The sequence below is a fragment of the Brevibacterium sp. JSBI002 genome, assembly GCF_026013965.1.
Lineage (GTDB): Bacteria > Actinomycetota > Actinomycetes > Actinomycetales > Brevibacteriaceae > Brevibacterium.
Window position 1 is genome coordinate 2,066,468 of the sequence record NZ_CP110341.1, and the last position, 25,590, is coordinate 2,092,057.

The 25,590-nt window shown below is 64.9% G+C and carries 20 protein-coding genes; 10 read left to right on the forward strand and 10 right to left on the reverse strand.

What is annotated here, in order from left to right; genetic code table 11:
* The first annotated feature begins 41 nt into the window (after window positions 1-41).
* Window positions 42-1,430 (forward strand): L-lactate permease, encoded by a 1,389-nt coding sequence (locus LJ362_RS09495; protein WP_264798818.1) that lies wholly within the window; start codon window positions 42-44, stop codon window positions 1,428-1,430.
* 85 nt (window positions 1,431-1,515) lie between these two features.
* Here the strand turns inward: LJ362_RS09495 and LJ362_RS09500 are convergent, their stop codons facing one another.
* A complete protein-coding gene (locus LJ362_RS09500) occupies window positions 1,516-2,844 on the reverse strand; it encodes a M24 family metallopeptidase (RefSeq protein WP_264798819.1) in 1,329 nt (442 codons plus the stop codon).
* Between the two features lie 449 nt (window positions 2,845-3,293).
* On the opposite strand from LJ362_RS09500, the gene LJ362_RS09505 reads away from it, so the two are divergent.
* Together LJ362_RS09505 and LJ362_RS09510 are read left to right on the forward strand one after the other, a co-directional pair.
* Entirely contained in the window at window positions 3,294-3,779 is a 486-nt protein-coding gene (locus LJ362_RS09505; RefSeq protein WP_101547408.1) for an Lrp/AsnC family transcriptional regulator, read from the forward strand.
* Window positions 3,776-5,167 (forward strand): aspartate aminotransferase family protein, encoded by a 1,392-nt coding sequence (locus LJ362_RS09510; protein ID WP_169252425.1) that lies wholly within the window; start codon window positions 3,776-3,778, stop codon window positions 5,165-5,167. The genes LJ362_RS09505 and LJ362_RS09510 overlap by 4 nt, the downstream gene beginning before the upstream one ends.
* 78 nt (window positions 5,168-5,245) lie before the next feature.
* On the opposite strand, the gene LJ362_RS09515 is transcribed toward LJ362_RS09510, so the two are convergent.
* Window positions 5,246-6,559, reverse strand: coding sequence for a YibE/F family protein (locus tag LJ362_RS09515; protein WP_264798820.1), 1,314 nt, complete (start codon window positions 6,557-6,559; stop codon window positions 5,246-5,248).
* A 168-nt stretch (window positions 6,560-6,727) separates the two neighbouring features.
* On the reverse strand, window positions 6,728-8,110 hold the full coding sequence (locus LJ362_RS09520) for a glycine--tRNA ligase (RefSeq protein ID WP_264798821.1): 1,383 nt from the start codon (window positions 8,108-8,110) through the stop codon (window positions 6,728-6,730).
* 394 nt (window positions 8,111-8,504) lie between these two features.
* On the opposite strand from LJ362_RS09520, the gene LJ362_RS09525 reads away from it, so the two are divergent.
* Complete coding sequence (locus LJ362_RS09525) at window positions 8,505-10,307, forward strand: DEAD/DEAH box helicase (RefSeq protein WP_264798822.1); 1,803 nt, start codon at window positions 8,505-8,507, stop codon at window positions 10,305-10,307.
* 183 nt (window positions 10,308-10,490) lie between these two features.
* Here the strand turns inward: LJ362_RS09525 and LJ362_RS09530 are convergent, their stop codons facing one another.
* The 4 genes from LJ362_RS09530 to LJ362_RS09545 all read right to left on the reverse strand — a co-directional run bounded on the left by LJ362_RS09530 (window position 10,491) and on the right by LJ362_RS09545 (window position 14,912).
* Window positions 10,491-11,267 carry an isoprenyl transferase gene (locus LJ362_RS09530; RefSeq protein WP_264798824.1) on the reverse strand — a complete coding sequence of 259 codons (777 nt, stop codon included), beginning with the start codon at window positions 11,265-11,267 and terminating at the stop codon, window positions 10,491-10,493.
* Window positions 11,264-11,992 (reverse strand): DNA repair protein RecO, encoded by a 729-nt coding sequence (gene recO, locus LJ362_RS09535; RefSeq protein WP_264798825.1) that lies wholly within the window; start codon window positions 11,990-11,992, stop codon window positions 11,264-11,266. Before recO ends, LJ362_RS09530 begins: the two co-directional genes overlap by 4 nt.
* A gap of 78 nt (window positions 11,993-12,070) precedes the next feature.
* On the reverse strand, window positions 12,071-13,834 hold the full coding sequence (gene leuA / locus LJ362_RS09540; protein ID WP_264798826.1) for a 2-isopropylmalate synthase: 1,764 nt from the start codon (window positions 13,832-13,834) through the stop codon (window positions 12,071-12,073).
* A gap of 193 nt (window positions 13,835-14,027) precedes the next feature.
* Window positions 14,028-14,912 carry a DUF6636 domain-containing protein gene (locus LJ362_RS09545; protein ID WP_264798827.1) on the reverse strand — a complete coding sequence of 295 codons (885 nt, stop codon included), beginning with the start codon at window positions 14,910-14,912 and terminating at the stop codon, window positions 14,028-14,030.
* A 433-nt stretch (window positions 14,913-15,345) separates the two neighbouring features.
* Here LJ362_RS09545 and LJ362_RS09550 point away from each other — a divergent pair, with 433 nt between their 5' ends.
* Together LJ362_RS09550 and LJ362_RS09555 are read left to right on the forward strand one after the other, a co-directional pair.
* On the forward strand, window positions 15,346-16,188 hold the full coding sequence (locus LJ362_RS09550; RefSeq protein WP_264798828.1) for a L,D-transpeptidase family protein: 843 nt from the start codon (window positions 15,346-15,348) through the stop codon (window positions 16,186-16,188).
* A 31-nt stretch (window positions 16,189-16,219) separates the two neighbouring features.
* Window positions 16,220-16,858 (forward strand): hypothetical protein, encoded by a 639-nt coding sequence (locus tag LJ362_RS09555; protein WP_264798829.1) that lies wholly within the window; start codon window positions 16,220-16,222, stop codon window positions 16,856-16,858.
* A gap of 10 nt (window positions 16,859-16,868) precedes the next feature.
* Here LJ362_RS09555 and LJ362_RS09560 read toward each other — a convergent pair whose 3' ends face one another.
* Together LJ362_RS09560 and LJ362_RS09565 are read right to left on the reverse strand one after the other, a co-directional pair.
* The gene (locus LJ362_RS09560; protein ID WP_264798830.1) at window positions 16,869-17,609 is read right to left on the reverse strand and encodes an NAD(P)-dependent oxidoreductase; all 741 of its coding nucleotides are present in this window, start codon (window positions 17,607-17,609) and stop codon (window positions 16,869-16,871) included.
* Window positions 17,610-17,682: 73 nt separating this feature from the next.
* On the reverse strand, window positions 17,683-19,434 hold the full coding sequence (locus LJ362_RS09565; protein ID WP_264798831.1) for an N-acetylmuramoyl-L-alanine amidase: 1,752 nt from the start codon (window positions 19,432-19,434) through the stop codon (window positions 17,683-17,685).
* Between the two features lie 138 nt (window positions 19,435-19,572).
* On the opposite strand from LJ362_RS09565, the gene LJ362_RS09570 reads away from it, so the two are divergent.
* Both LJ362_RS09570 and LJ362_RS09575 read left to right on the forward strand, forming a co-directional pair.
* Window positions 19,573-20,451, forward strand: coding sequence for a DUF817 domain-containing protein (locus LJ362_RS09570; protein WP_264798832.1), 879 nt, complete (start codon window positions 19,573-19,575; stop codon window positions 20,449-20,451).
* 34 nt (window positions 20,452-20,485) lie between these two features.
* Window positions 20,486-23,191, forward strand: coding sequence for a penicillin acylase family protein (locus LJ362_RS09575; RefSeq protein ID WP_264798833.1), 2,706 nt, complete (start codon window positions 20,486-20,488; stop codon window positions 23,189-23,191).
* 57 nt (window positions 23,192-23,248) lie between these two features.
* Here LJ362_RS09575 and LJ362_RS09580 read toward each other — a convergent pair whose 3' ends face one another.
* On the reverse strand, window positions 23,249-24,448 hold the full coding sequence (locus LJ362_RS09580; RefSeq protein WP_264798834.1) for an alpha/beta hydrolase family protein: 1,200 nt from the start codon (window positions 24,446-24,448) through the stop codon (window positions 23,249-23,251).
* 156 nt (window positions 24,449-24,604) lie between these two features.
* Here LJ362_RS09580 and msrB point away from each other — a divergent pair, with 156 nt between their 5' ends.
* Both msrB and LJ362_RS09590 read left to right on the forward strand, forming a co-directional pair.
* Window positions 24,605-25,054, forward strand: a complete 450-nt coding sequence (gene msrB / locus LJ362_RS09585; protein WP_264798835.1) for a peptide-methionine (R)-S-oxide reductase MsrB — start codon at window positions 24,605-24,607, stop codon at window positions 25,052-25,054.
* 1 nt (window position 25,055) lies between these two features.
* The gene (locus LJ362_RS09590; protein WP_264798836.1) at window positions 25,056-25,589 is read left to right on the forward strand and encodes a GNAT family N-acetyltransferase; all 534 of its coding nucleotides are present in this window, start codon (window positions 25,056-25,058) and stop codon (window positions 25,587-25,589) included.
* Window position 25,590: the final 1 nt, after the last annotated feature.

The following is a 25,590-nucleotide window of genomic DNA, read 5'->3' on the forward strand; positions in this document are numbered from 1 at the left end:
TTGGATCATAGAATCACATCTCACAAAGGAAACTTCACCCCATGGCGGCAGTGCTGGCTCTCACCCCGATCCTCATTGCCATCGTCCTCCTCCTGCTCAAGCAGAGTTCCTGGGTCGCCGCTCTCGCGGGTGCCGTGCTCGCGGCCGGTCTCGTCGCCTTCGTCTTCCCCACTCCTGCCTCGGTGCTGGTGGAGTCGGGGATCGACTACTTTCCGCTCATCCTCGAGGTCGCGCTCATCCTGCTCTTCGGCATGCTGCTCGCCCGGCTGCTCGAGTCGGCAGGGTCGATGTCGCAGATCTCGTCCTGGGTCGAGTCGCTGTCACCGGGTCGCCCGCTCGGCGTCGCGCTCGTCGTGTTCGGCATCGTGCCCTTCGCGGAATCGGTCACCGGCTTCGGCATCGGAGTCACCGTCGGGGTTCCGATCCTGCGTCATCTCGGCTGCACCCTGCGGCAGTCCGCGATCCTCGGCCTCCTCGGTCTCATCGCCGTCCCGTGGGGCGCCCTGGGACCGGGCACCACCGTCGCAGCGGCGCTGGCGGGCCTGGACGTCGACGAACTCGGTCTGGCCACGGCATGGATCAATGCGATACCGGTCATCATCGTCGCGATCGCGGTGGTCGCGATCATGCGACCGTCCGCTGCCTCGGTGCTGGGGATCATCGGTTCCGGCGCACTCATGTGGGCGGGGATGCTCGCTTCCAGCTCTGTCATCGGCATGGCCCCGTCGGGGATCATCGGATCGCTGATCGTCATCCTGCTCGTCGGTGCGCTGTTCATGATCCGCAAGAGAGCCACGGGGCTGACGCGCCGCCTCGGCGTGGCCGTTCTTCCCTACGGGGTGCTCACGGTGGGCCTGCTGTTGGCACGGGCCCTGCACGCCGCGCTCCCGTCGACGGCCACGCAGATCATCGCCTCTCCCCCGTTCTGGCTGGCCGCCGCCTGCCTCATCGCCGCCACAACCGTCGCCGGCAGACGCGATGTCACGGTTGCGGCTGTGCATTCCTGGGTTCCCATCGGCGTCGGCACCGCCGCATTCATGCTCATGGGTTGGATCATGACGACGACGGGGATGAGCGAGGCGATCGGTTCCCTGCTGCCGGCCGGACTCATTCTGCTGACTCCGTGGCTGAATTCCATCGGAGCGGTGCTCACCGGCTCGAACACGGGAGCGAACTCAATGTTCACCGGCACCCTGACTGCGGCCGCCGCATCATCGCATGTCTCGGCTCTGCCGGTCGTCGCGGCCGGAAACGCGGCAGGATCACTGGCCGCTCTCGCCGCTCCCCCGCGGGTGGCGATGGCCGTGCAGATCGCCGATTCGTCGGTGGCCGCCTCGGCGCAGGACATCTCCTGGGTGCAGGGCCGGGCGCTCGCGGTGGCGGGGATCAACGCCCTTGCCCTCGGTCTGTGGACCCAGTTCTTCGCCTGATCGACGCCGGCGAGTTCGGCTCGGGTATGCGGGCGGAGATAGCCGACGCGGGCAGCCTGCGCACGAGGCGCTATCGCGGAACGCCTCAGACGCGGATGATCTCACGCGGGAAGTGGGTGAACGGTTCGCAGCCGGTGTCGGTGATGAGCACCGGTTCCGAGAGCTCGATTCCGTAGCCGTTCATCCACATTCCGCCGATGAGGTGGAAGGTCATTCCCGCCTCGAGGATCTGGTCGTCCTCGGTGCGGATCGAGATCGTCCGCTCGCCCCAGTCGGGAGGGTAGCCGATCCCGATCGAGTAGCCCAGGCGACTGGGTTTCTCCAGTCCCGACAGGGCGAGCACGCGATTCCAGGTGCGGGCGAGTTCCGCGGTGGGCACCTCGGGTGCGGCGACGTCGAGGACCGCGGACAGCGCCTCCGCGACAACGCCTTCGAGACGGACGAGCTCCTGCTTCGGTCGCCCGGTCACCGCGGTGCGGGCCAGCGGAACATGGTAGCGGCGGTGGACTCCGGCGAGTTCGATGCTCACCGATTCGTCGCGTTCGAACTTCCGATCGGTCCAGCTCAGATGCGGGGTGTCCGCGCTTTCTCCGGTGGGCATGAGCGGGACGATCGAGGGATAGTCGCCCCAGACTCCGTCGCCTCCTCGGGTCTGGGCTTCGGAGATCGCGGCCGCCACTTCGTTCTGGCCGACGCCGACGCCGATCGTGCCCAGTGCCGCGTCCATGGCGGCGGTGGTCACCTTTGCGGCCTTGCGCATGAGCGCGATCTCCGCCGGAGACTTGACCGCGCGGATCCAGTTGACGAGTTCGAAGGAGTCGACGAGGCGCCATTCGGGCACGCCGTTGACCAGGGCCCGGAAGGCTCGCGGGGAGAAGAAATGCGAATCCATCTCCACCCCGACCGGAGAAGTCGAGGCACGGGCGACCTCCCACCGCTGGCGCAGGGCGAAGGCGACCCAGTCGAAGGGGTGGATATGCGGACGCTGCACATAGCGTTCGGGATAGCCGACGATGTCCTCGGGTGGCAGCCAGGAGGTGTGCGAGGCACCGCGCGCGTCCATATCGCGCATGAACAGCGTCATCGGTCCCGACGAGGGCACGAAGAGCAGCTGCGGGGTGTAGAAGGACCACGCGTTGTAGCCGGTGAGGTAGTAGATGTTCGCCGGGTCGGTGACGACGAGCGCGGCCAGGCCCTGGTCGAGCATCCTGTTGCGCACCGAGGCGATCCGCCCGAGGTACTCCTCGGCGCTGAACGACAGTTCGTTCGCGCCGATCGTATCGACTTCGCCGGGAACAGGCTGCGGGCGCGCCTTGACCTCTTTGCCGGCCTGCCCCTGCTCGGCTCCGGGACGCATCCCGTACACATCCGGGCGATTGTCGTCGCCGCCGTAGAACAGCTCACCCTCATTCATGATCCCAGTGTGGTGATCTCGCTCACATACTGTCAATCACTGTCGATCCGCGTGTTGTCGACGGTCTGCCGATCCGCGCGCCTGCGGAGATCCGCGGGGTTTCACAACGGCGATTCACAGTGCTTCACAACAGGGATCCGGGCGACCGCTGAGCGGCCGCCCTAGTGATCCGCGAACGACGATTTCGGGCGGTCGGCGAACGACCGATTCGGGTGGTCGGCGAGTTGCAGTTTCAGACGGTCGGCAAACTGCGGTTTCACGTGGACGACGGCGGCGGATCCGGGCGCCGCGGCAACGGTGCTCGGCATGGATACCCGTCGGCCGCCTCGGCGATATTGACGAATCCAGAACCAAACATTTTCAGTTTCGACGGAATTCGCATACTCCACAGCGCAATTCAGCAGATTCGGTGGTAGATTGTTCTGAGACGCACATCACGGAGGTGAAGAATGGACCCGCTTCTGCCGAACGGCAGCGGTTCCCGGCTAGGGAATCTCGACGAGAAATCTAAGGCGATCATCGTCGAGCTGCAGCACGACGGACGGAAATCCTATTCGGCCATCGGCAAGTCCGTCGGCCTGTCCGAGGCCGCCGTGCGCCAGCGAGTGTCGCGGCTCATCGATTCGGGTGTCATGGAGATCGTCGCCGTGACTGACCCGCTGAGTCTGGGATTCGCGCGGCAGGCGATGGTGGGGCTGAAGGTCCGCGGGGACATCTCCGCGGTCGCCGAGAAGCTGCACGACTACGACGAGATCGACTATCTCGTCGTCACCGCCGGTTCGTTCGACCTCCTGGTCGAGATCGTGTGTGAATCGGATCGGCATCTGATCGAGTTCGTCAATGAGGAGCTCCGCTCGATCGATGCCGTCGTGGATACGGAGCTCTTCATGTACCTCTCACTCGAAAAGCAGAAATACAACTGGGGGACGCGATGACAGACAATGTCACCAGGGCCGGCACTCCTTATCAGGATGCCATCCGCAACAACGTGTGGATGCACATGTCACCACACCAAGCACTGTTCAACGGTGGTGAGGCACCGGTCATCGTACGCGGCGAGGGTCACCACATCTTCGACGACAAGGGCAAGAAGTACCTCGACGGTCTCGCCGGTCTGTTCACCGTTCAGGTGGGGCACGGCCGTGAGCAGATCGCGAAGGCGATGTACGACCAGACGCTGAAGCTGCCGTTCATGCCGCTGTGGTCGTACGCCCACCCGCAGGCGATCGAGGTCTCGGAACGTCTGGCCAGCTATGCGCCGGGCGATCTCAACCGGGTCTTCCTGACCTCCGGCGGCGGCGACTCGGTCGAGTCGGCGATGAAGCTGGCGAAGAACTACTTCAAGCTCGTCGGCAAGCCCGGCAAGCACAAGATCATCTCGCGGGCCACCGCCTACCACGGCACCCCGCACGGTGCGCTGTCGGTGACCTCGCTCCCGGGTCTGCGTGAGCAGTTCGCTCCGCTGGTCCCCGGTGCTCACAAGGTGCCGAACACGAACTTCTACCGGGCACCTGAGCACCTCGCCCACGATGAGAAGGCCTTCGGCCGCTGGGCCGCCGACCGCATCGGTGAGGCCATCGAATTCGAAGGTGCCGACTCCGTGGCCGCCGTCTTCCTCGAACCCGTGCAGAACTCCGGTGGCTGCTTCCCGCCTCCTCCCGGATACTTCGAGCGGGTCCGCGAGATCTGCGACGAGTACGATGTGCTGCTGGTCTCGGACGAGACGATCTGCGCCTATGGTCGCATCGGCGACATGTTCGCCTGCAACGACTTCGGCTATGTTCCCGACATCATCACATCGGCCAAGGGCATCACCTCCGGCTACGCACCGCTGGGTGCAATGATCGCCTCCGATCGGCTCTTCGAGCCCTTCGGCCCCGGCGGGGACGAGACCTTCTACCACGGCTACACCTTCGGCGGTCACCCCGTCGCCTGTGCCGCGGCCATGGCGAACTTCGACGTCTTCGAAGAGGAGAAGCTCAACGACCACGTGCACGAGAATGCTGCGGCGTTCAAGTTCACGCTCGAGAAGCTCAAGGACCTGCCGATCGTCGGTGACGTCCGCGGTGAGGGATTCTTCTACGGAATCGAACTCGTCAAGGACAAGGACACCAAGGAATCGTTCACCGAAGAGGAATCCGAGCGGATTCTCAAGAACTTCGTGTCGGCGAAGATGTACGACAGCGGTCTGTACTGCCGCGCCGACGACCGCGGCGACCCGGTCATCCAGCTCTCGCCTCCGCTGACCGTCGGTCAGAACGAGTTCGACGAGATGGAGCAGATCATCCGCGGCGTCCTGCAGGAAGCCTGGACAATGTTCTGACCCCAATTGCTACCTGACGGCGGCCCAGCAACTCGCGCGAGGTTGCTGGGCCGCCGTCAGGTAGTTCCGGGGCGAAGTTCAGCGGTTCTGGTCGCGTTCACGGGCATCGCGACGGGTCATCGGCGGCCGCTCCTCGGCGGGGTCCGCCGCCGTGATCGTGCCTGGGTCCGCAGCCGTGATCGTGCCGGACGCACTCGCGGACCCGGTGGGCCGCCTCGGCGGGCGAACTCCCGATTTCACCACGAGGACACCGACTCCGGTCGTCAGCGGAATCGCGATGACCAGACCGATCGAGCACACGAGGATGCTCACCACCTCGACCGACATGTCCCCGAGCGTGAACGTGTCGAACAGCGGCTGATCGTGCGCGGAGACGATGATGAGCGTCATCAGCGCCGAGCCCACATACGCGAACGTGATCGTATAGACCGTCGAGGCGATATGGTCACGCCCGATGCGCATCGCCCGAGAGAACAGCTGACCGGGCTTCATCTCCGGGGCAGCGGCTGCCAGCTCCCACACCGCCGAAGCCTGTGTGATCGTGACGTCGTTGAGCACTCCGAGCCCGGTGATGAGGATCGCGCACACGATGATTTCGGTCATCCCCAGATCGGTCGTATCGACCAGCAGATACCCGTCCTCCGAATAGGCGATGCCCAGATTCGCCCAGGACGTCATCCACGCGCCGAGGATGCCCGTGATGACGATGCCGAGCACCGTTCCGAACAGCGCCGTCGACGTCCGCGTCGAGATTCCGTGTGCCAGGTAGAGCGCGATGACCATGATCAGGCTCGCCGAGACCATCGCCACCAGCACCGGCGGTTTGCCGTCGAGCATCGCCGGGAGCATGAAGACGAACAGCACGGCACCGGCGAATCCGAGTCCGATGAGTGCGCGCAGTCCCCGCAGACCGGCAACGAGGAGGACGACGATCCCGTAGATGATCGCCAGGGCGAGCATCGGCACGTTGCGGTCGAAATCGATGAACACGTAGTCGGTGCCCATCTCCGCCCGGTCCGGTGACTTCGTGAAGTCGAGGACCTTGATCGTGTCTCCGACATCGACGCCGGCCTTGACCGCGTCGGGGGTGACGTAGAGGCTGCCTTCCTGCCCGTCCGCCTCCACGGTGTACGTCGTGCAGTCGGCGCGGACCATCGGGTCCGTCTCCCCCGAGTCGCAGTCCGAAGCGTCGACGGCGGTGACGGTGACCTTCGTATCGGTGATCCCCTCGGCCGTGTTCGTCGTCGGCCCGCCACCGGGCAGATCCTTGTCGGGTCCCGACGGCCACAGCACGAACAGTCCGACGATCGTGACGACGATGAGCGGGATGAGGCAGGCGAGCATGATCAGGCGAACCTTCGGCGAGGCCTTCGGCTCGTGCTGGGACGTCATATGCATGGCGGTCCTTCAGGGACGGCTGACCGGACAGTAGCGGGCGGTCGACCGGGGCGGAATGGAGGCTGATGCTCACCGAGGCAGCCAGCCATTATCAGAACTACCTGACGGCGGCCCAGCAACCTCGCGCCAGGTTGCTGGGCCGCCGTCAGGTAGTAATTGGGGTCAGGCTCCGGCGAGGTGGTCGGCCAGGTACTTCTCGACCTGATCGATGCTCACGCGCTCCTGGCTCATGTCATCACGCTTGCGGATCGTGACTGCCTGATCATCGAGGGTGTCGAAGTCGACGGTGATGCACAGCGGCGTTCCGATCTCGTCCTGGCGGCGGTAGCGGCGGCCGATGGCGCCGGCATCGTCGAAGTCGATGTTCCAGCGTCGACGCAGCGTCGCGGCGAGATCCTTCGCCGCCGGGGTGAGCTTCTCGTTGCGGCTCAGCGGCAGCACCGCAGCCTTGACCGGAGCCAGGCGCGGATCGAGTTTGAGGACGACGCGCTTGTCGACGCCGCCCTTCGTGTTCGGCGCCTCGTCCTCGCTGTAGGCCTCGACGAGGAAGGCCATCATCGACCGGGTCAGGCCGAAGGAGGGTTCGATGACATACGGGGTGTAGCGGTCTCCGCTGGCCTGGTCGAAGTACTGCAGCTTCGCCCCCGAGACCTCGGTGTGGGTACCGAGGTCGTAATCGGTGCGGTTGGCCACACCCATCAGCTCGCCCCATTCGGATCCCTGGAAGCCGAAGCGGTATTCGATGTCAATGGTGCCGGCCGAGTAGTGCGCACGATCCTCGGCGGGAACGTCGAGGCGGCGGACGTTGTCCTCGGAGATGCCGAGATCGAGGAACCAGGACCAGCAGTCTTCGACCCACTGCTTGTAGTAGTCGTCGGCCTCGTCCGGGTGGACGAAGTACTCGATCTCCATCTGTTCGAACTCGCGGGTGCGGAAGATGAAGTTACCGGGAGTGATCTCGTTGCGGAAGGCCTTGCCGATCTGGCCGATGCCGAACGGCGGCTTCTTCCGGGCAGCGGTGAGCACATTGTTGAAGTTGACGAAGATGCCCTGCGCGGTCTCCGGACGCAGGTAATGGAGTCCGGCTTCGGAGTCGACGGGTCCGAGGAAGGTCTTGACCAGACCGGAGAATTCCTGCGGCTCGGTCCACTGACCGCGGGTACCGCAGTCAGGGCAGACGATATCGGCCATTCCGTTCTCCGGAGCCTTCTTGTTCTTCGCCTCATACGCCTCGACGAGGTGGTCCTCGCGGTGGCGCTTGTGGCAGTTGAGGCACTCGACGAGGGGATCGACGAAGGTAGCGACGTGGCCGGAGGCTTCCCAGACGCGCTTGGGCAGGATGATCGAGGAGTCGAGGCCGACGACGTCTTCGCGACCGCGCACGAACTGCTGCCACCACTGGCCCTTGATGTTGTCCTTGAGCTCCACGCCCAACGGTCCGTAGTCCCATGCCGAGCGGGAACCGCCGTAGATCTCTCCTGCTTGGAAGACGAATCCTCTGCGCTTGGCCAGGGCGATGACGGCATCCAACTTGGACTGTGCCACTAGTTCTCTCCTTGTTTCAGTTCGCCGACGGCCGGCTGCCGTGGCTCGCAGGTACCAGCCTAACTGGTCACGCCGTCGCTTCCTCAACACCGGCGCGATACCGACCCGGCCCACCCCGACGCCCGCCCTCGACGACGGAAGGAGTCCACGGTAGGCGACTGATCTCACACTCGGAATCCCACTCCGGGACCGCCTCGGCGAGGGTGCGGCATGTAGACTTGGGGTACACCCAAACCTTTCTCCGTACCGACGTCTTCACGTCTGTCCAAGCGAGTTCTTGGATCTCTACGGTTTCGGCCCGGATTGCTCACGATGATTGCACAAGCGGCCGCAGGGTAGATCGCCACTACAGTCATCTGCGATCAAGTGTGTGCCGACATGAGAGAGATCACTCATGACCGATGTGTCCGCAAACGACGAAACCACTCCGAGATTCTCCGAACTGGGACTCCACCCGCTCGTGCTCAAGGCCGTAGAGGCGCAGGGCTACGAGATCCCCACCCCCATCCAGGCCGAGACGATCCCGACCCTCCTGTCGGGCCGAGACGTCATCGGTCTCGCCCAGACCGGAACCGGCAAGACCGCGGCTTTCGCCCTGCCGGCCCTGTCCGACCTCGCCGAGGCGGGGCGCGCCGACGACGGTCCGTTCGCTCTCGTACTCACCCCCACCCGCGAACTCGCGATCCAGGTCGCTGAGGCGTTCACCTCCTACGCCACGGAGCTGTCCGACTTCTCCGTGCTCCCGATCTACGGCGGTCAGGCCTATGGCCCGCAGCTGGCCGGTCTGCGCCGTGGTGCGCAGGTCGTCGTCGGCACCCCCGGTCGTGTCATCGATCACCTCAAGAAGGGATCGCTCAAGCTCGGCAGCCTCAAGCACCTCATCCTCGATGAGGCCGACGAGATGCTCAAGATGGGCTTCGCCGAAGACATCGAAGAGATCTTCAGCCAGGTCGGTCCCGACCGTCAGGTCGCACTGTTCTCGGCCACCATGCCGTCCTCGATCCACCGGATCACCGGCAAGTACCTGGACGACCCGAAGGAAGTCCGGATCGCTGCGAAGTCGCAGACCGGTGCGAACATCCGTCAGCGCTACTTCATGGTTCAGCACTCGCACAAGCTCGATGCGCTGACCCGGATCCTCGAGGTCGAGGAGTACGAGGGCATCATCATGTTCGTGCGCACCAAACAGGCCACCGAGGAGCTGGCCGAGAAGCTGCGCGCCCGCGGGTTCAAGACCGCCGCGATCAACGGCGACATCCCGCAGCAGGCACGTGAGCGCACGATCGACATGCTGCGCGAAGGCAAGATCGACATCCTCGTCGCCACTGATGTGGCCGCCCGCGGTCTCGACGTCGAGCGCATCACGCTCGTCGTCAACTACGACATCCCGCACGACACCGAGTCCTACGTCCACCGCATCGGCCGCACCGGTCGTGCCGGACGCTCCGGTGAAGCGATCCTCTTCGTCACTCCGCGCGAGCAGCGCATGCTCGGCTCGATCGAGCGCGCCACGAAGCAGAAGGTCGAACCGCTGACCCTGCCCAGCGTCGAAGAGCTGACGAACACTCGCGTCGAGAAGTTCACGAAGCGCATCGACGATGTGCTCGCGCAGACCGAACTCTCCGAACTCACCGACGTCATCGAGGCGTACTCTCTCTCCCGTGATGTGCCGGCGTCGAACATCGCCGCTGCACTGGCCTCCCTCGTCCTCGAGTCGAACACCCTCAAGGCCGAGCCGATGCCCGAACCGGCACGCCGTCAGGGCCGTGACCGTGACCGCGACGGTGGTCGTGACGGAGGCCGTCCGGGCCGTGGCGGACGTGCCCGTGACGAGAACATGACGACCTACCGTCTGGCTCTCGGCCGCAACGAGCGCCTGCAGCCGGGCGCCGTGGTCGGTGCGATCGCGAACGAAGGTGGAATCACCTCGAAGCAGATCGGCCATATCGACATCCGTTCGAACCACACGCTCGTCGACCTGCCCAAGGACCTCGACCCGTCGGTGCTGCGCAAGCTCTCCCACACCGAGATCCAGGGCCGTCCCATCGACATCCGTCCGGATTCCGGTCGCCCGGGACGCCCGTTCAAGAAGCGCAACTTCGACAAGCAGCCCGGTGACGGCCGCAACTTCCGGAACGATCGCCGAGGCGGCAAGAAGTTCGGCGGACGCGGCGACCGCTCCCGCGACCACTACTGAACCGATCGCGTCATGACCGTGACTCCCCCGGAGTCGCGAGAACGGTGACGCGCGGATCCGGCCGAAACCATGACGAGGGCCCCGCAGCAAGATGCTGCGGGGCCCTCGTCGTCAGCAGAGTGGAACGGGCCGGCCGAGCCTCAGAAGCCCGTGGAAGCTGCGACTCAGTCCTCAGCCTTCGCGTCAGGCAGAGGGCGTGTCCACGGCGCCGCCGAAGCGACGGTCACGGCGGGCGTACTCTTCGATCGCCGCCCACAGGGTGCGTCGGTCGACGTCGGGCCACAGCACATCCTGGAAGACCATCTCGGCGTAGGCGGACTGCCAGAGCAGGAAGTTCGAGGTCCGCTGCTCCCCCGACGATCGCATGAACAGATCGACGTCGGGCACGATGGGTGCGTAGAGGCGGGAGCGGACGGTCTTCTCCGAGACCTTGCCGGGCTTGAGCTTCCCTTCGGCCACCTCGGCGGTGATCTCATTGATCGCGTCGACGATCTCGGACCGTCCGCCGTAGTTGACGCAGAACTGGAGCACCAGGCCCGTGTTGCGCTTCGTCATCTCGGCGGCGGTCTCGAGCTCGTCGATGACCGAACGCCACAGGCGACCGCGCCGCCCGGACCACACGATGCGCACGCCGAGTGCGTTGAGCTCGTCGCGTCGGCGACGGATGACGTCGCGATTGAAGCCCATGAGGAATCGCACCTCTTCGGGTGAGCGCTTCCAGTTCTCGGTCGAGAACGCATACGCCGACAGATAGTCCACGCCGATCTCGATCGCGCCGTGGATGACGTCGAGCAGCGACGCCTCACCGGCCTTATGCCCTTCCGTGCGCGGCAGCCCCCGCTGGTTCGCCCACCGACCGTTGCCGTCCATGACGATCGCGACGTGCCTGGGCACGAACTTCGCGTCGATGCGCGGAGGTGTCACTCCGCTGGGGTGGGCCGGTGGTGCGGGGTAGCTCATGTGCTCTCCAGAACTCTCAGGGATCGGATATTGCGCTCGAGGTGCCACGAGACCCAGTCCGAGACCAGCTTCGACCCGTCGATCTGATCGTGCAGGTCTGAGGCCTCGGCCCGCTCCCAGTCACCGGACAGAAGCGCGGCCAGATGTTCGAGCGCATCGGTGTCGGGCAGCGCCGCCCCCGAGGGACGACAGTTCGTGCACACGGCCCCGCCCAGTGCTGCGGAGAACGCCCGGTGAGGTCCGGGGCTCCCGCACTGGGCGCAGTCGAGCAGGCTCGGTGCCCACCCGGCCACGGACATCGCGCGCAGCAGGTACGCATCCAGCGACAGCCTCGGCGGGTGTTCGCGATTGCACAGCGAGCGGATCGCGGACACGAGGAGGAGGAAATGCGTGCGCGACTGGGGCTCGGCTTCGGTGATGCTGCGTGCCGTCTCGGCCATCACCGAGGCGGCCGAATAGACATCGAAGTCTGTGGCGATTCCGCGGGCGAAGGGTTCGATGAGTTCGACCTGGGTGACGATGTCGAGGCTGCGGCCGACATGGCATTGCAGATCGACGAGCATAAAGGGTTCGAGGCGGGAGCCGAACCGCGATTTCGTCCGTCGCACCCCCTTCGCGACCGCGCGGATGAGACCATGGCTGCGAGTGAGCACGGTGACGATGCGGTCGGCTTCGCCGAGCTTGTGCCCGCCGAGCACGATGCCTTCATCACGATAGTTGTGCACTGGCCCATTATCGCTCAAGCGCGGCGGGGAATCATCCCGCCGCGCTTAGGCGACTGCTGTGAGTTCGACCGCGCAGCTTCAGTTCTGGCGGTCGCGAGCGGCTCGGTTGACGGCTGAGACGACGGCCTTGAGCGAGGCTTTCGTGATGTTCGGGTGCAGTCCGGCGCCCCACACGACGCGGTCCTCGACCGCGAGTTCGACATAGGCGGCAGCGTTGGTGTCAGCGCCGGAGCCGATGGCGTGCTCGGAGTAGTCCTGGAGTCGCACGTCGACGTCGAACTGGTCGATGAGGATCTTCACCAGCGCGTCGATCGGTCCGTTGCCGCGTCCTTCGTAGGTGCGTTCCTGACCGTCGACGATGAGGTCGACCTCGATTCGCTCTGCCGATGAGCCGCCACCGTCGACATTGCCCGATTCCGTGCGCAGGCCGACGATCTGGAAGCGGCCCCATGCTTTCTCTGGGTCTTCGGCGGGCAGGTATTCGTAGTTGAAGATGCGGCGGATCTCCTCGGCAGAGACCTCGCCGCCGGCTTCGGTGTGCTGCTGCACGGCGCGGGAGAATTCGACCTGCATCCGACGCGGCAGGTCGAGTCCGTACTCGCTCTTGAGCAGGTAGGTCACTCCGCCCTTGCCGGACTGCGAGTTCACACGGATGATGGCCTCGTAGCTGCGGCCGAGGTCCTTCGGGTCGACCGGCAGGTAGGGCATGTCCCATTCCATGAGGTCGACGGGGGTGCCCTGGGCGTTCGCCTTCTTCTCACGGTCGGCGAAGGCCTTGTTGATCGCGTCCTGGTGCGAGCCCGAGAACGAGGTGAAGACGAGGTCGCCTCCGTAGGGGTGACGTTCGTGCACACCAATCTGGTTGCATTCGGTGACGGTGTGGATGACCTCGTCGATATCGGAGAAGTCGAGCTCCGGGTCGATGCCCTGCGTGTACAGGTTGAGGGCGACCGTGACGAGATCGAGGTTGCCGGTGCGCTCACCGTTGCCGAACAGGCAGCCTTCGATGCGGTCGGCGCCGGCCATCATTCCCATCTCCGCAGCGGCCACGCCGGTGCCCCGGTCGTTGTGCGGGTGCAGGGACACGGCCACTTCGTCGCGGTAGGGCATATTGCGGCAGAACCATTCGATTTGGTCCGCGTAGGTGTTCGGTGTGCCGCGTTCGACCGTGGCAGGCAGGTTGACGACCGTCTCGCGGCCGGCTGCCGGCTGCCACATGTCGAGGACGCTCCCGACAATGTCGAGGGCGAACTCGGGTTCGGTGTCGACGAAGATCTCCGGCGAATACTGGTAGCCGAAGTCCGCGTCGGACAGCAGAGTCTCGGCGTGCTTCATCACAGCCTGAGTGCCCTGCAATGCGATATCGCGAGTCTGGTCGAAGCCGTCTCCGTCGAAGCCGAAGACGACCTTGCGGAAGACCGGTGCAGTTGCGTTGTAGAGGTGCACGGTGGGCATCTTCGCGCCGACGAGGGATTCGACAGTGCGTTCGATGAGGTCCTCACGAGCTTGCGTGAGCACGGAGATCCGGACGTCATCGGGAATCGCGTCCTGTTCGATGATCTCGCGGACGAAGTCGAAGTCGACCTGGCTGGCGGCCGGGAACCCGACCTCGATCTCCTTGAAGCCGAGACCCACGAGCAGATCGAACATCTTGCGTTTGCGGTCCGGGGTCATCGGATCGATGAGCGCCTGGTTGCCGTCGCGCAGATCGGTGCTCAGCCAGCGAGGTGCCTTGCTGATGATCTGGTCGGGCCAGGTGCGATCGCGCATATCCAACGCGATGCGGTCCTGGAACGACTTGTACTTGCCGAACGGCATGGGAGAAGGCTTCTGCAGTTTCATTGTTCCTCTAACTTAAGTTTCTCAGCGCTTGACCAGCATACGAGGACTCCGCGACGAGCGTGCTGTCCGTTCAGGACTCGTCGCGGCAAGGAAGGAGGAGGAACCTATGAGCCACACGATTACCGTAGTCCCCCTTCCGCGATCCGTCCGAATCCCGTCCACATCCTAAGATCGCCGAGGCGGCTCCCGGCTCCTACTTGAGGAAGTCGACCGAGGCGCGGCGGACGTTGAATCCGACTCCGGTGTCGTCGGATTTGCAGGTCATGCCCTCTTCGCTGGAGGTGCAGGTCATCCCCGCCGCGGAGATCGAATCCCCGTAGCCGAGGACGCGTGCCGGGCCGTTGCTCTCGGGGGCCTCGACGCAGGAGAAGCCTGAGCCTTCCTTGTTCGCCACGACGATGGAGCCCCAGTCGTCGAGCTTGCAGTCGTCGGGCTTCTCCGGTGGTGAGTACTCGTAGTCCTTGATCACGCAGCGCGCTCGTTCGGAGTCGATGGTGCAGGTGATATTCCCCGACGGGGATGTGAAGGTCTCTTCGGCGACGGGAGCCTTCGAGCTGCCCGAATCGGACGGCTCGGGATCATCGGTCTGACCGATCGACGGTTCGTCCGTGGGCCCGACGGTGGTGGTGTCATCACCCTGGGTGGAGTCCCAGACGATATAGCCGACGATGCCGAGGGCAAGGATGAGCGCGATGGCAGCGAGCACCCACAGCCACGCGGGGACCTTCTTCGTATCATTTCGCCGACCATAGGGGTCGTGCGGGCCGCCGGGACCGGCAGGACCGCCGGGACCGGCAGGACCGCCCGGCGCATAGCCGGCGGCATATCCGGCTGGTGCGGCAGCGTAAGCGGGAACGTGTCCGGCCTGTCCGTATCCGGGCCCGCGGGCGACCGGTGCCGGGCTGAGCGTGATCGGGTCCCGCCGGCGACTGCACCGGCCCGGCGGGCTGCGGCTGAGATGCTGCGGCCCGACCGGCGGCACCGAACTCTCCGCCCCACTGCCCCTGGTGCGGGTGAGGATCTCCCTGATGCGGGTGGGATTCGGGCTGCTGCGAATGCGGATCGGCTCGGTGTGCATCAGCAGGCGCCGGCTGCGAGCCGGGCAGCGGGTTCCACTGTTTCGGAGCCGAGGGAGCCTCGGCAGCGGCGATATCGTCGGAGTTCACCTTGCGCGGCGCGGCCGGCAGCCCTCCCGTCTGATACCCATCGGCGGCGGCCAGTCCGCGCAGCTCTTCGAGGCTGAGCACCTCGGTGGCATCGGTGCCGTCGGATTCGACCATCGACCGCAGCCTCTGCAGTTCTGCAGGAGTGAGTGCTTGGGTGGAGCCATCAGCGACCGCGGACTCATCCTCGCCGATGAACAACTGGGTTGTGATCGACTCCGGAGACTCCTCGGCCGGCTTCCGACGCCCGGGGCGCGGAGGATGGTTCGGCACAGGTGGAATGCTCATGGTGTCATTTTCGCATAGTCGCTACCGGCGAGTTCTCATGCTTCGTGAGATGATGGCCTCATGTCCGATGGAGTCCTCCGGCGCGCGGGAGTGCCCGCGCTTCTCGCCTGCGCTCTGCTGGTGCCCGCCTGCGGGGCCGATGTCGACGACGGCACGGACGATCCCTCGGCGGCCGAGTCCGCCGGCTTCGCCGCTCCGGCACAGCAGACGAGCTTCGGTGATTTCGCTGCCCCGACCCAGGACTCCCCCACCAGCACCGACTCCGATTCGACGGCAACCGATCAGGCCGGCGCCGAGGCGACCGGACCGGTCCACCCCGTCCCTGTCCCCGGTCTGGCGAAGGAGTTCACCGACCAGATCCCGGCAGAGACCTCGCAGGTCCTCGTCGCGACCTCGCCGACAGCCGCTTCGGAGAAGTCGAGCCTGAGCTTCTATGAGTTCACGGACAAGAAATGGAAGAAGCTCAAGACCTTCGACACCCACAACGGCTCCAAAGGATGGCTGAAGGATCGCCGCGAGGGCGATAAGACCACCCCGATCGGAGTGTTCACACTCAGCGACGCGGGCGGTTTCAAGGCGAACCCGGGCACCGACCTGCCGTACACCCAGGACAATCGTCTGCCCTCCTCGGCGACGGTGGCCTATGGGGCGGACTACGAATCGGTCTTCGACTACATCATCGCCATCGACTACAACCGCAGACCCGGCACTCCGCCGACGGACAAGACCCGACCGATGGGCTGGGACAAGGGCGGCGGAATCTGGCTGCACCTCGACCACGGTTCCGGCACGAACGGCTGCGTCACCCTCGACGAGGCGGACCTCAAGTGGATCATGCGCACGATCGATCCGGACGCTCACCCGCGCATCGCCATGGGGCCGGCACCCGAAGTCAAGAAATAGCAGAGCCGAAGAAGCAGAAGAGCAGGAACCCGTGCGCCGTCTCATCCTCTCCCTCGTCCAGTCGATCAACGGATCCTTCGCCGAGAACGGCTGGTCGACCGGGGTGTCCACGGACGCCGACTTCCGGCGCTTCCTCGCCCTGCGACGCAGCGCGAATGCGATCATCGTCGACCGCCGCACCGCGCTGAATCCGCAGCTGCCCGTCATCAACGCCGCAGGCAAAACGCTGGAGCACACCCCCGTACACGTGCTCACCGAGTCCGATCCGACGGCCCTGCAGAGCGAGCTCGACGCCCACGGCCTCGACTATCGTGCCCAGCACTTCACAGCAGACACGATCACCGAGGTGGCTGCCTCACTGCCGACGGCCCCCTCCCCCGAATCGCTGCGGTCCCGCTCCGAAAAGTCATCCACGGGAGGGGGTGAGGCCTGCCCCGGGAACGACTCGGCACCACCCGGCGAGGAGGTGCTGCTGTGCGAATCGGGTCCGAACCTCGCTTTCCGGCTGCTCGCGCACTATCCGGACGCCGAACTGCATCTGAGCGTGAGCCCGCTCTATATCCGCACCCCCGGCAGCCACTTCTCCGAGCTCGAGGCAAAGATCGATCTGCGCCTCATCGATGTGAGCACCGAGGACGACCAGGTCTTCCTCCGCTACACCCGCGCCTGAGCCGGAGCAGTCAGCCAGCAGAGGTCCCAGCGTTCGCGTGGATCTCGGTGCTCACCTCGAAGCGATCGGGTGAGTCAAGCATCGCGGTGAGGGCATCGGCCACCTCGGCGAGATGGACGGTTTCGACTCCCCCGGACAGGTCATTGCGATCATCGCCGCCGATCGGAGCCATGATCCGCAGCTCGCGGAAGGCCACGCTCGTCGATTCCGCTGCGGCGACTTCGATGAGCATCTTCTGCGCGGCGCCGAAGACGCTGATCGCCCCGGACCCGGCCAGCGCCTCGACGCTGGCGACACCGTTGAGGGCCAGATGGACGAACCGCGTGGAGTCCGGTCCTGCATCCGTTGACCGGCCAGACACCTGACCGGTTGAACGCTCAGTTGACGAACCGACTGCCTCCGACCGTTCAGTGGCCAGAGACTGCGAGAGCGCACAGGCCGTGAAGTGCCCGCGCAGATATGAGTCATAGTCCGCATCGAACTTCCCCAGCCCCCGGTCGAGCACCGCTTCGTCGATATACCACCCGCCGATGGCGGCGATGACGGCATCGACCGGAGGCCGGCCGGCGGAGGCGAGCGCCGAGGTGACCGCCTCCGGTTCGTCCACCCAGTCCGGCACGATCAGCGGTTCATACGCCGTCTCCGTTGTCGGGCGTTGGCGCACGATCCCGGTGACCGTGTGGTGCGGACTGAGCAGACGGGCGAGACCGGTGCCGACGTGGCCGGAGGCGCCGAGGAGGAGGATGTGCATGTGGGCAGTCTATGTCCCTTGCTCTTCAGGTTCCTCCCTCTTCGGTCCCCGGCCGCCTCCACGGAGGAGAGCGCTATTTGCGGGTGTGGACCTTGATGCCGGTCTTCTTCGTATAGGTCATATATCCGCGTTCGAAGTTCTGGCGTTTGACACCGTTCTTCACGGTCCGGTCAGCGGTCGGCAGACCGAGCTTACTGCGTTCATAGCCCAGCTTCTTCCACTTCGTGAGGAAGCCTCCGTAGATGACGTCGCTGCCTGTCTGCGGTGACCAGGTGATCATTCCGGAGTGGAATCTCTGGTATCGAGCGCTCTTCCGGTATTTGAAGGTCTGCTTATCGCTGCTGGGGAACCCGAGGGCGCCTTTCTCATACTTCACTCGCTTGTAGGCGACACGGATCTGGCCCTTGGTGAGGAAGTGCGCACCGGTCGATTTCGACCAATACACGGTGCCCTTGGCGAACGACTGGTAGGCACCATTCGGGTTCTTCAGCTTCTTCTCCGAGCCGACCGGTTTGCCGGTCTTTCCCGCGTTCTTCTGATAGTACGAACCGATTGCGCCCTTCGTCGGGTACGTCTTCGGCTTCGGTGCCGGTTTCGGTGCCGGACTCTTGGTGGGCGCCTTCGTCGGTGGTGGGGTCAGCTCAGCCACCAGTGCTTTGGCTCCCGTGCGGATGCTGCCGAGCTTGTTGTAGAACGCGAGTCCCGGGCATTCGGTGTAGCTCGTGTCCCGGTGTCCGGCGACGACGTTGAGGCTGACCTTCTTGCCGAGGGCGTACTTGCTCGTGCCGCCCCCACCGGAGGTCAAGGTCATCTTCCCGGTGGGGTTGAAGCCGTACTGCCCTGCTTTCCACGCGACGAGGCGCTTGACCGAGGTCTGTGCTGCCGAACTCGGAGCCGCCGACGAATAGGTGCCGAGCACGCTGATGCCGATGGTCCATGAATTGAACCCGGAGGCGTGAGCTCCGGTCACTGCCTTGTCCAGGCTGCCGGCACGGCCCTCGTACATGGTGCCGTATTTGTCGACGAGGAAGTTGTACCCGAGGTCGCACCACCCGCGGTTCTGCGTGTGGAAGGCGAGGTAACCGCGGATGATCGCCGGTGCCTGTGCTTTCGAGTACGAGTTCGAACCCGCTGTGTGGTGGATGAACACGCCCTTGGCCGACGACGTCTTGTCCGTGGCGCAGCGGACGAGCTTCTCATCGGCACCCCACTGTTTGCGGGTGACGATCTTAGCCCGCAGATCCTTGGCCGAGATCTGCGCGTCGACTGCCGGTCCCGTGGCCGAATGCGTGCTCACTCCCCCAGGGGACTTCGCGACCTGTGCGTCAGCCTTCGTGACTGCAGTGGAAACCTGGGTGATCTGCAGATCATCGGTATCAGCCTGCTTGTCTGCGGCGCGCACCTCGACAGCGTCCGAATCGAGCACCGGAAGGGCAACGGACTGCGACTGGTGTGAGGCAGCGGGAATCTGAGCGGCCTCTGCGGAAACGGCGTCGGGGCCTCCCTCGTCATCGGTCGGCAGGCTCTCCCACGCCGACCATCCGTTGCCGTCGCGAGTGCGGATTTCGAGTTCGGGATCTTCTCCTTCCCACGTGGCACCGATGATCGTAACGTCGGAGGAATCGACTGGCAGAGTCGTGACCTCATCAGTCTGGGCATCGACGGTCCTCTCGGAGGGAGTGCCGTCGGAGGGAGTGCCGTCGGCGGCAGAAGCGCCGGGCGTGTTCGTGGGAGTTCCCGGTGTGGCGGCGAGCGCCGGTCCCGATAGGGTTGCAGTGAGGAGAATTCCGGTGAGTGCCGAGGCGAGGAATGGCAACGGTTTCATCAGTTATGGTCCTTGAGGTCGTCCATGACCAAGTGAGCGTTCCTCTCACTGGATGGGGGCCGAATTACGGACACCCAGTGTGACCGCAGGATTATCGTAAGGTTGTTCTCAGATTTTCGGAAGTGGGTACTTCAGCAGATGGCTGATCGCCGCGAACTCACTCGACTCGAGGCAGTCCTCGACGCCTTCGCCGACAAGTCTCTCCCCCGCGTCCCCGCCGGGATCCGAGAGTTCCTCGCCTTCGGAATCAAACAGGCGTGGGCGTGTCTCTTCGGCGCTCTCATGCTCTTAGCGATCATCGCCACCGCTTGGCTCTACCCCGATGACGCGGCCATCGCCCGCAACGATTTCCTCGTCATCCTCGCCGTACTCATCCAGGTCGGCATGCTCGTCGCTCGACTCGAGACCGGTCGCGAGCTCCTCGTCATCATCGTCTTCCACATCGTCGGCACCGGAATGGAGATCTTCAAAACCGCCGTGGGTTCATGGAACTACGCCCCCGGCGGGGTCCTCCACATCGGCGCAGTACCGCTGTTCACCGGGTTCATGTACGCCGCCGTCGGTTCCTATATCGTCCGCGTGTACCGTCTCTTCGACTTGCGGTTCAGCCATTACCCGCCGAGGTGGCTGACCGTGATCATCGCCGCCGCCATCTACATCAACTTCTTCACCCACCACTTCATCGTCGACCTCCGCCTGCTCCTCGTCGTCGCCACCGTCATCGCCTTCTTCCGCTGCCGCATGTACTTCCATATCCATCGCAGGACGCTGACGATGCCCGTGCTGTTGGCCTTCCTCCTCGTCGCCTTCTTCATCTGGGTGGCCGAGAACATCGGGACCGCGGCCGGTGCCTGGCTGTATCCGAGTCAGGACGACGGCTGGCACCTGGTGCCGCTGACGAAGCTGGTGGCCTGGTTCCTGCTCATGATGATCTCCGTCGTCCTCGTGACCTTCGTCCACAGACCCAGGCCGCCTGAGGTCCACAGACCCGAGCCTCCTGACACCTATACTTGCTGAGAACCGAAACTTCCAGGACGGCCGAAGGAGACTCATGGCGGCACCCGATGCGCAGAATGAGAAGGAATCGAGCGCATTGCTCAAGGTGCTCCGCCCAACCAGCGGTTCCAACCTGTCGGTCAGTGCTCGTGTGCTGCTGCGCGTCATCGCCGGAGTCCTCGTCCTCGCTCTCGTCCTCGCCCTCGTCGGACTGTTCCTCGTCCGCCGCTCCTTCCCGACCACCGACGGCGAGATCTCACTGCCTGGCCTCGACGCGCCGGTCACCGTTCACCGTGACGATTCGGGTGTTCCCACCATCGAGGCCGAAACCGCCCACGACCTGTTCCTGGCTCAGGGATTCGTCCACGCTCAGGACCGGTTCTGGGAGATGGACTTCCGCCGACACGTCACCTCGGGACGACTCTCCGAACTCTTCGGCAAATCCCAGCTGGGCACCGACACCTTCATTCGCACGCTCGGCTGGCGGAAGGTCGCCGAGCAGGAGGTGAAGAAGCTCGACAAAACGAGTCTGGGCTACTACGAGGCCTACGCGGACGGCGTCAACGCCTACCTCAAGGACAAATCCCCCACCGAGCTGTCCCTCGAATACGCCGTCCTCGGCCTCGAGACCGGCAGCACCGAGGTCGAGAAATGGACCCCGGTCGACAGCGTCGCCTGGCTCAAGGCCATGGCATGGGATCTGCGATCGAACCTCGAAGACGAGATCGACCGGTCGATCCTCAGCTCGGAGCTCACCGACGAGCAGATGAGCGACCTCTATCCGGACTACCCGTATGCCACGCGTCCGACGATCCTCGGCGGCAGAGCCGGCGACAAAGCACCGAAGGACCGCAGCGGCGACGACGTCGAGCAGGCGCCGCGAGTCGACGACCGTGCACGGGATGATGATGAGGCACAGGCCGGAGGCACCGTCACCGAGGCACCCCGAACAGGGAACACCGACAACGAGGCGGCCGTCCCGACCGATGAGCTCCTCGAACTGCGGAATACGCTCACATCGCTGCCGCCGATGCTGGGACAGAACAGCGACGATATCGGGTCGAACTCGTGGGTGATCTCCGGGGAGCACACGAACACCGGTCGACCACTGCTGTCCAATGACCCGCACCTCGCCCCGGCGATGCCCTCGGTCTGGTACCAGGTGGGACTGCGATGCAAAAGGGTCACCGATGCCTGCCCCTTCGACGTCACCGGTTTCTCCTTCGCCGGACTGCCGGGAGTCGTCATCGGCCACAACCAGTCGATCGCCTGGGGACTGACGAACCTCGGCGCCGATGTCGCCGACCTCGTGGTGGAGAAGATCCGCGACGGGAAGGTCATCCACGACGACGGAGACGAACCGCTGCAGGTGCGCAAGGAGACGATCGAGGTCGCGGGCGAAGACCCGCGCGAGATCACCATCCGCTCCACCCGCAACGGCCCACTCGTGTCGAAGCTCGACGGCACGTATCGCAAAGCACTCGATGCGACGACCGGGGCGGATTCGCAGGACCCGAAATCGGGACCGGCCGAGGAACACTATGGTCTCGCCCTCGATTGGACGGCTCTGCGTCCGGGTACGACCGCCTCGGCGGTGTTCGCCATCAACAAGGCCACGAATTGGCAGGAGTTCCGGCACGCGGCGTCCCTGTTCGACGTGCCCTCTCAGAACCTCGTCTACGCCGATGTCGCCGGGAACATCGGATATCAGGCACCCGGGATGATCCCGCGCCGAGGCAAGGCCGACGGCACCATGCCCCGCCGCGGGTGGAAATCCGACGAGGATTGGCAGGGCTGGGTCGACTTCGAGGATCTCCCACACCTGTACAACCCCGAGCGCGGATGGATCGTCACCGCGAACAACCCGGTCGCCGCCCCCGGTGAGACAGTGCAGCTGGGTGAGGACTTCGACTACGGAGATCGTGCCCGCCGCATCACGAAACGCATCAAGGACGCGGTCGACGAGGGCCGGAAGCTGCGGCCGATGGACATGGCGGAGATCCAGAACGACGACCAGAATCCGTTCGCCGCGAAGCTCGTACCCGAAGCGGTGAAGATCCACTCCCATGGTGACGAGGACATCCTCGAGGCGAAGAAGCTGCTGAAGAGCTGGAACGGCTTCGATTCCGCGAACAGCGCGGGCGCCGCCTACTTCAATGTGCTCACGAAGACGCTGCTCGAACAGACCATCAGCTCCAAGCTTCCCGACGGGGTGTCCCCCGCCGGCGGTTCACGGTGGTACCTCGTGCTCTCCGAACTGCTCGAAGACCCGGATTCCCAGTGGTGGTCGGGCAAAGGCGTCGAAGGTCGGGACGAGGCTCTGCGCAAGGCCATGAAGACAGCATGGGCGGAGACGGAGGACCTGCTGGGACCGGAGCCCGTGACGTGGCGGTGGGGAATCCTGCACCGGCTGACGATCCGCAACGCCAGCCTCGGCGAATCCGGGATCACACCGGTGGAGAAGCTGTTCAACCGCGGCCCGTATGAGGTCTCCGGCGGTTCGGGCGTCGTCCATGCCACCGGGTGGGATGCCTCCGTCGGCTATGAGACGAACTGGGTGCCGTCGATGCGCCAGACGGTCGATCTGTCGAACTTCGACGCCTCGAACTGGATCAACCTCACGGGCGCGTCGGGGCATGCCTTCCACCCGCATTACGACGATCAGACGAACGATTGGGCCGCCAATGTCAATCGACCGTGGCCGTACTCGCAGGGGGCCGTGGCCGCGGCGGCAGAGGACACACTCACTCTCGAGCCGTGAGGTCGGGGCAGACGTGAGGCTACGGCAGAGGCGCGGGGTCCGCCCCGCGCCCCGTGATCAGTCCTTGGGCAGGATCTTCGCTTCGAGGAAGTTCGCGACATCGTCTTCCCAGCGCACCGGGTCGATGTTCCATTCCTTCGTGTGATGGGCCTTGCCGTATGTGGGCATCGTGACCAGATCCCGTCTGACACCTGCCAGCGCATGGGAGGGGCCGGAGGGAACGAATTCGTCGTCGTCGGAGTGGATGAGCAGAACCGGCACATCGAGTTCGGCGGCACGGGTCACCCAATCCATGCGATCGAGATCGAGCGGGGTCTCAAGTCCGGTGATCGGCCGTGCCCATGGCTGGGTGATCATCTCGAGCGTGAGTTTGGCGATCGGTGTCGGCAGCAGGTTCTTCTTCGCCTGACCGTCGAGCACGTTCACCCAGTCGACGACGGGTCCGTCGAGGACCAGCGCGGTGACGAATCTGCGGTTGCGTCCGCGGGAGGCCGCCTGCAGGGCGATGGCTCCGCCCATCGACCAGCCGAAGAGCACGACGTTCTTCGCTCCGTGTTCGACCGCGAAGTCGATTGCGGCGTCGACGTCGATCCATTCGGTGTCGCCGAGTCCGTAGCGCGATGTGGTCTCCACACGCACCTCGGCGTCGTTGCGGTAGGACATCGCGATCGAGGGCACCCCGAGGGTGTTGAGCACGGGAGCGGCACGCAGTCCCTCGGCGCGGGTGCTGGCTCGGCCGTGGATGAGGATCGCCCAGGTGTCGTGCGGCTCTGGATGGTCGGTCGGCAGCAGCCACGCGGGCAGGTCCCCGGCGTCGGAGCGGATCTCGATGTCGTCGAAGTTCACTCCGGCAGCGATCGGATCAGGATAGACGACTCCGGTCCAGCGTCCCCGCCAGGCCCGTCGGATATCGCCGCGGGTGACGGACAGGATCTCTCGGGAGACGGTGCGCGAGCGCGGATCGTATTCGACGATGTCGCCGACGACGGCATGTCCCGAACCCTGGTTGAAGTAGAGGCCATAGGTGCCGGGCACCGTGGTCTCCTCATCGGCGGGCAGCTGAATGCGCATATTCGGCGGGAAACCGTCGATGTGCAGGATGTCGAGTTCTTCCGGTGCGTTCTCCGGAACGATGATCTTGCGGGCGAAGTAGGCGGCCAGACCCGATGACGCCACAGAGATCAGGGCACCGAGTCCGGCGCCGACGCCGATACCGGCAGCGAGCAGGCGGGCGGGGAACTTCGTGTCGCGGACCATGAAAACCTCCTGTGTTCATTGTTGCCTACGGAATGATCAGGCACCAAACGCTGTTGTGCGGAATGAGTGAGTGTCACTCGCTGTTGCGCTCACCAGGGGCGGAGTTCATCTCCTCCTCGTCGCAATCACCGTCACTGACAGAGACCGGAGGTCACGATGACTCAGTCATCAGATATCAACGCTGGAACTTCGACGAACGAGGAGGCCGCGGCTGAGGAGATCCGTTGGCAGGACGTGCTCACTCCCGAGGAGTTCGCGGTGTTGCGCCAGGGCGCGACCGAACGTCCCTTCACCGGCGAGTACAACGATGAGACGGCAGCCGGGATGTACCAGTGTCGGGCCTGCGGAGCCGACCTGTTCCCCTCCGATACGAAGTTCGCCTCGCACTGCGGATGGCCGTCGTTCTATGCGCCTCTGGCCGAGGACCGGGTCCGCTACATCCGCGACACCTCGATGGGCATGGAACGCGTCGAGGTCCGCTGCGCGAACTGCGACTCGCATATGGGCCACGTCTTCTCGGGCGAAGGCTACGGCACTCCCACCGACCAGCGCTACTGCATCAACTCGATCTCGTTGAAGCTCAACACCGACGCTGCGGACAGCTGAGGTGGCGACGGACACTCAGAGCACCGAGGCGACCGAGCTCGTCGTGGAGACCTTCGACGAGCTCCGGCCCAGGGAGCTCTACGGAATTCTGCAGCTGCGCTCCCGAGTCTTCGTCGTCGAACAGGACTGCGTGTTCCTCGACCCCGACGGGGTGGACTCACTGCCGGAGACCCTGCACTTCGTCTACCCGCGACCGGCCACGGCGATGTCGGACACTCACGGCGCCGAGCACGGACGCGACCTCTCGCCATGGGCCTATGCCCGTCTGCTGCCGGCGGAGGTGCCCGACGGTCCGGCAGCCAGGCCGGGAGCACGCAGCATCAGTCGCGTCGCCACTCACCCCGATGCCCGCGGGCAGGGTTGGGGCCGCCGACTGCTCAGCGACATCGTTCAGGCCTGGTCAGCTGCCCCGCTGACGCTCAACGCACAGTCACACCTCGAGGGGCTGTACTCGTCCCTCGGCTTCGCCCCGAACGGTCCGCGCTTCGACGAGGACGGGATCGAGCACACCCCCATGGAGCGCCCGGCCGGCTGAC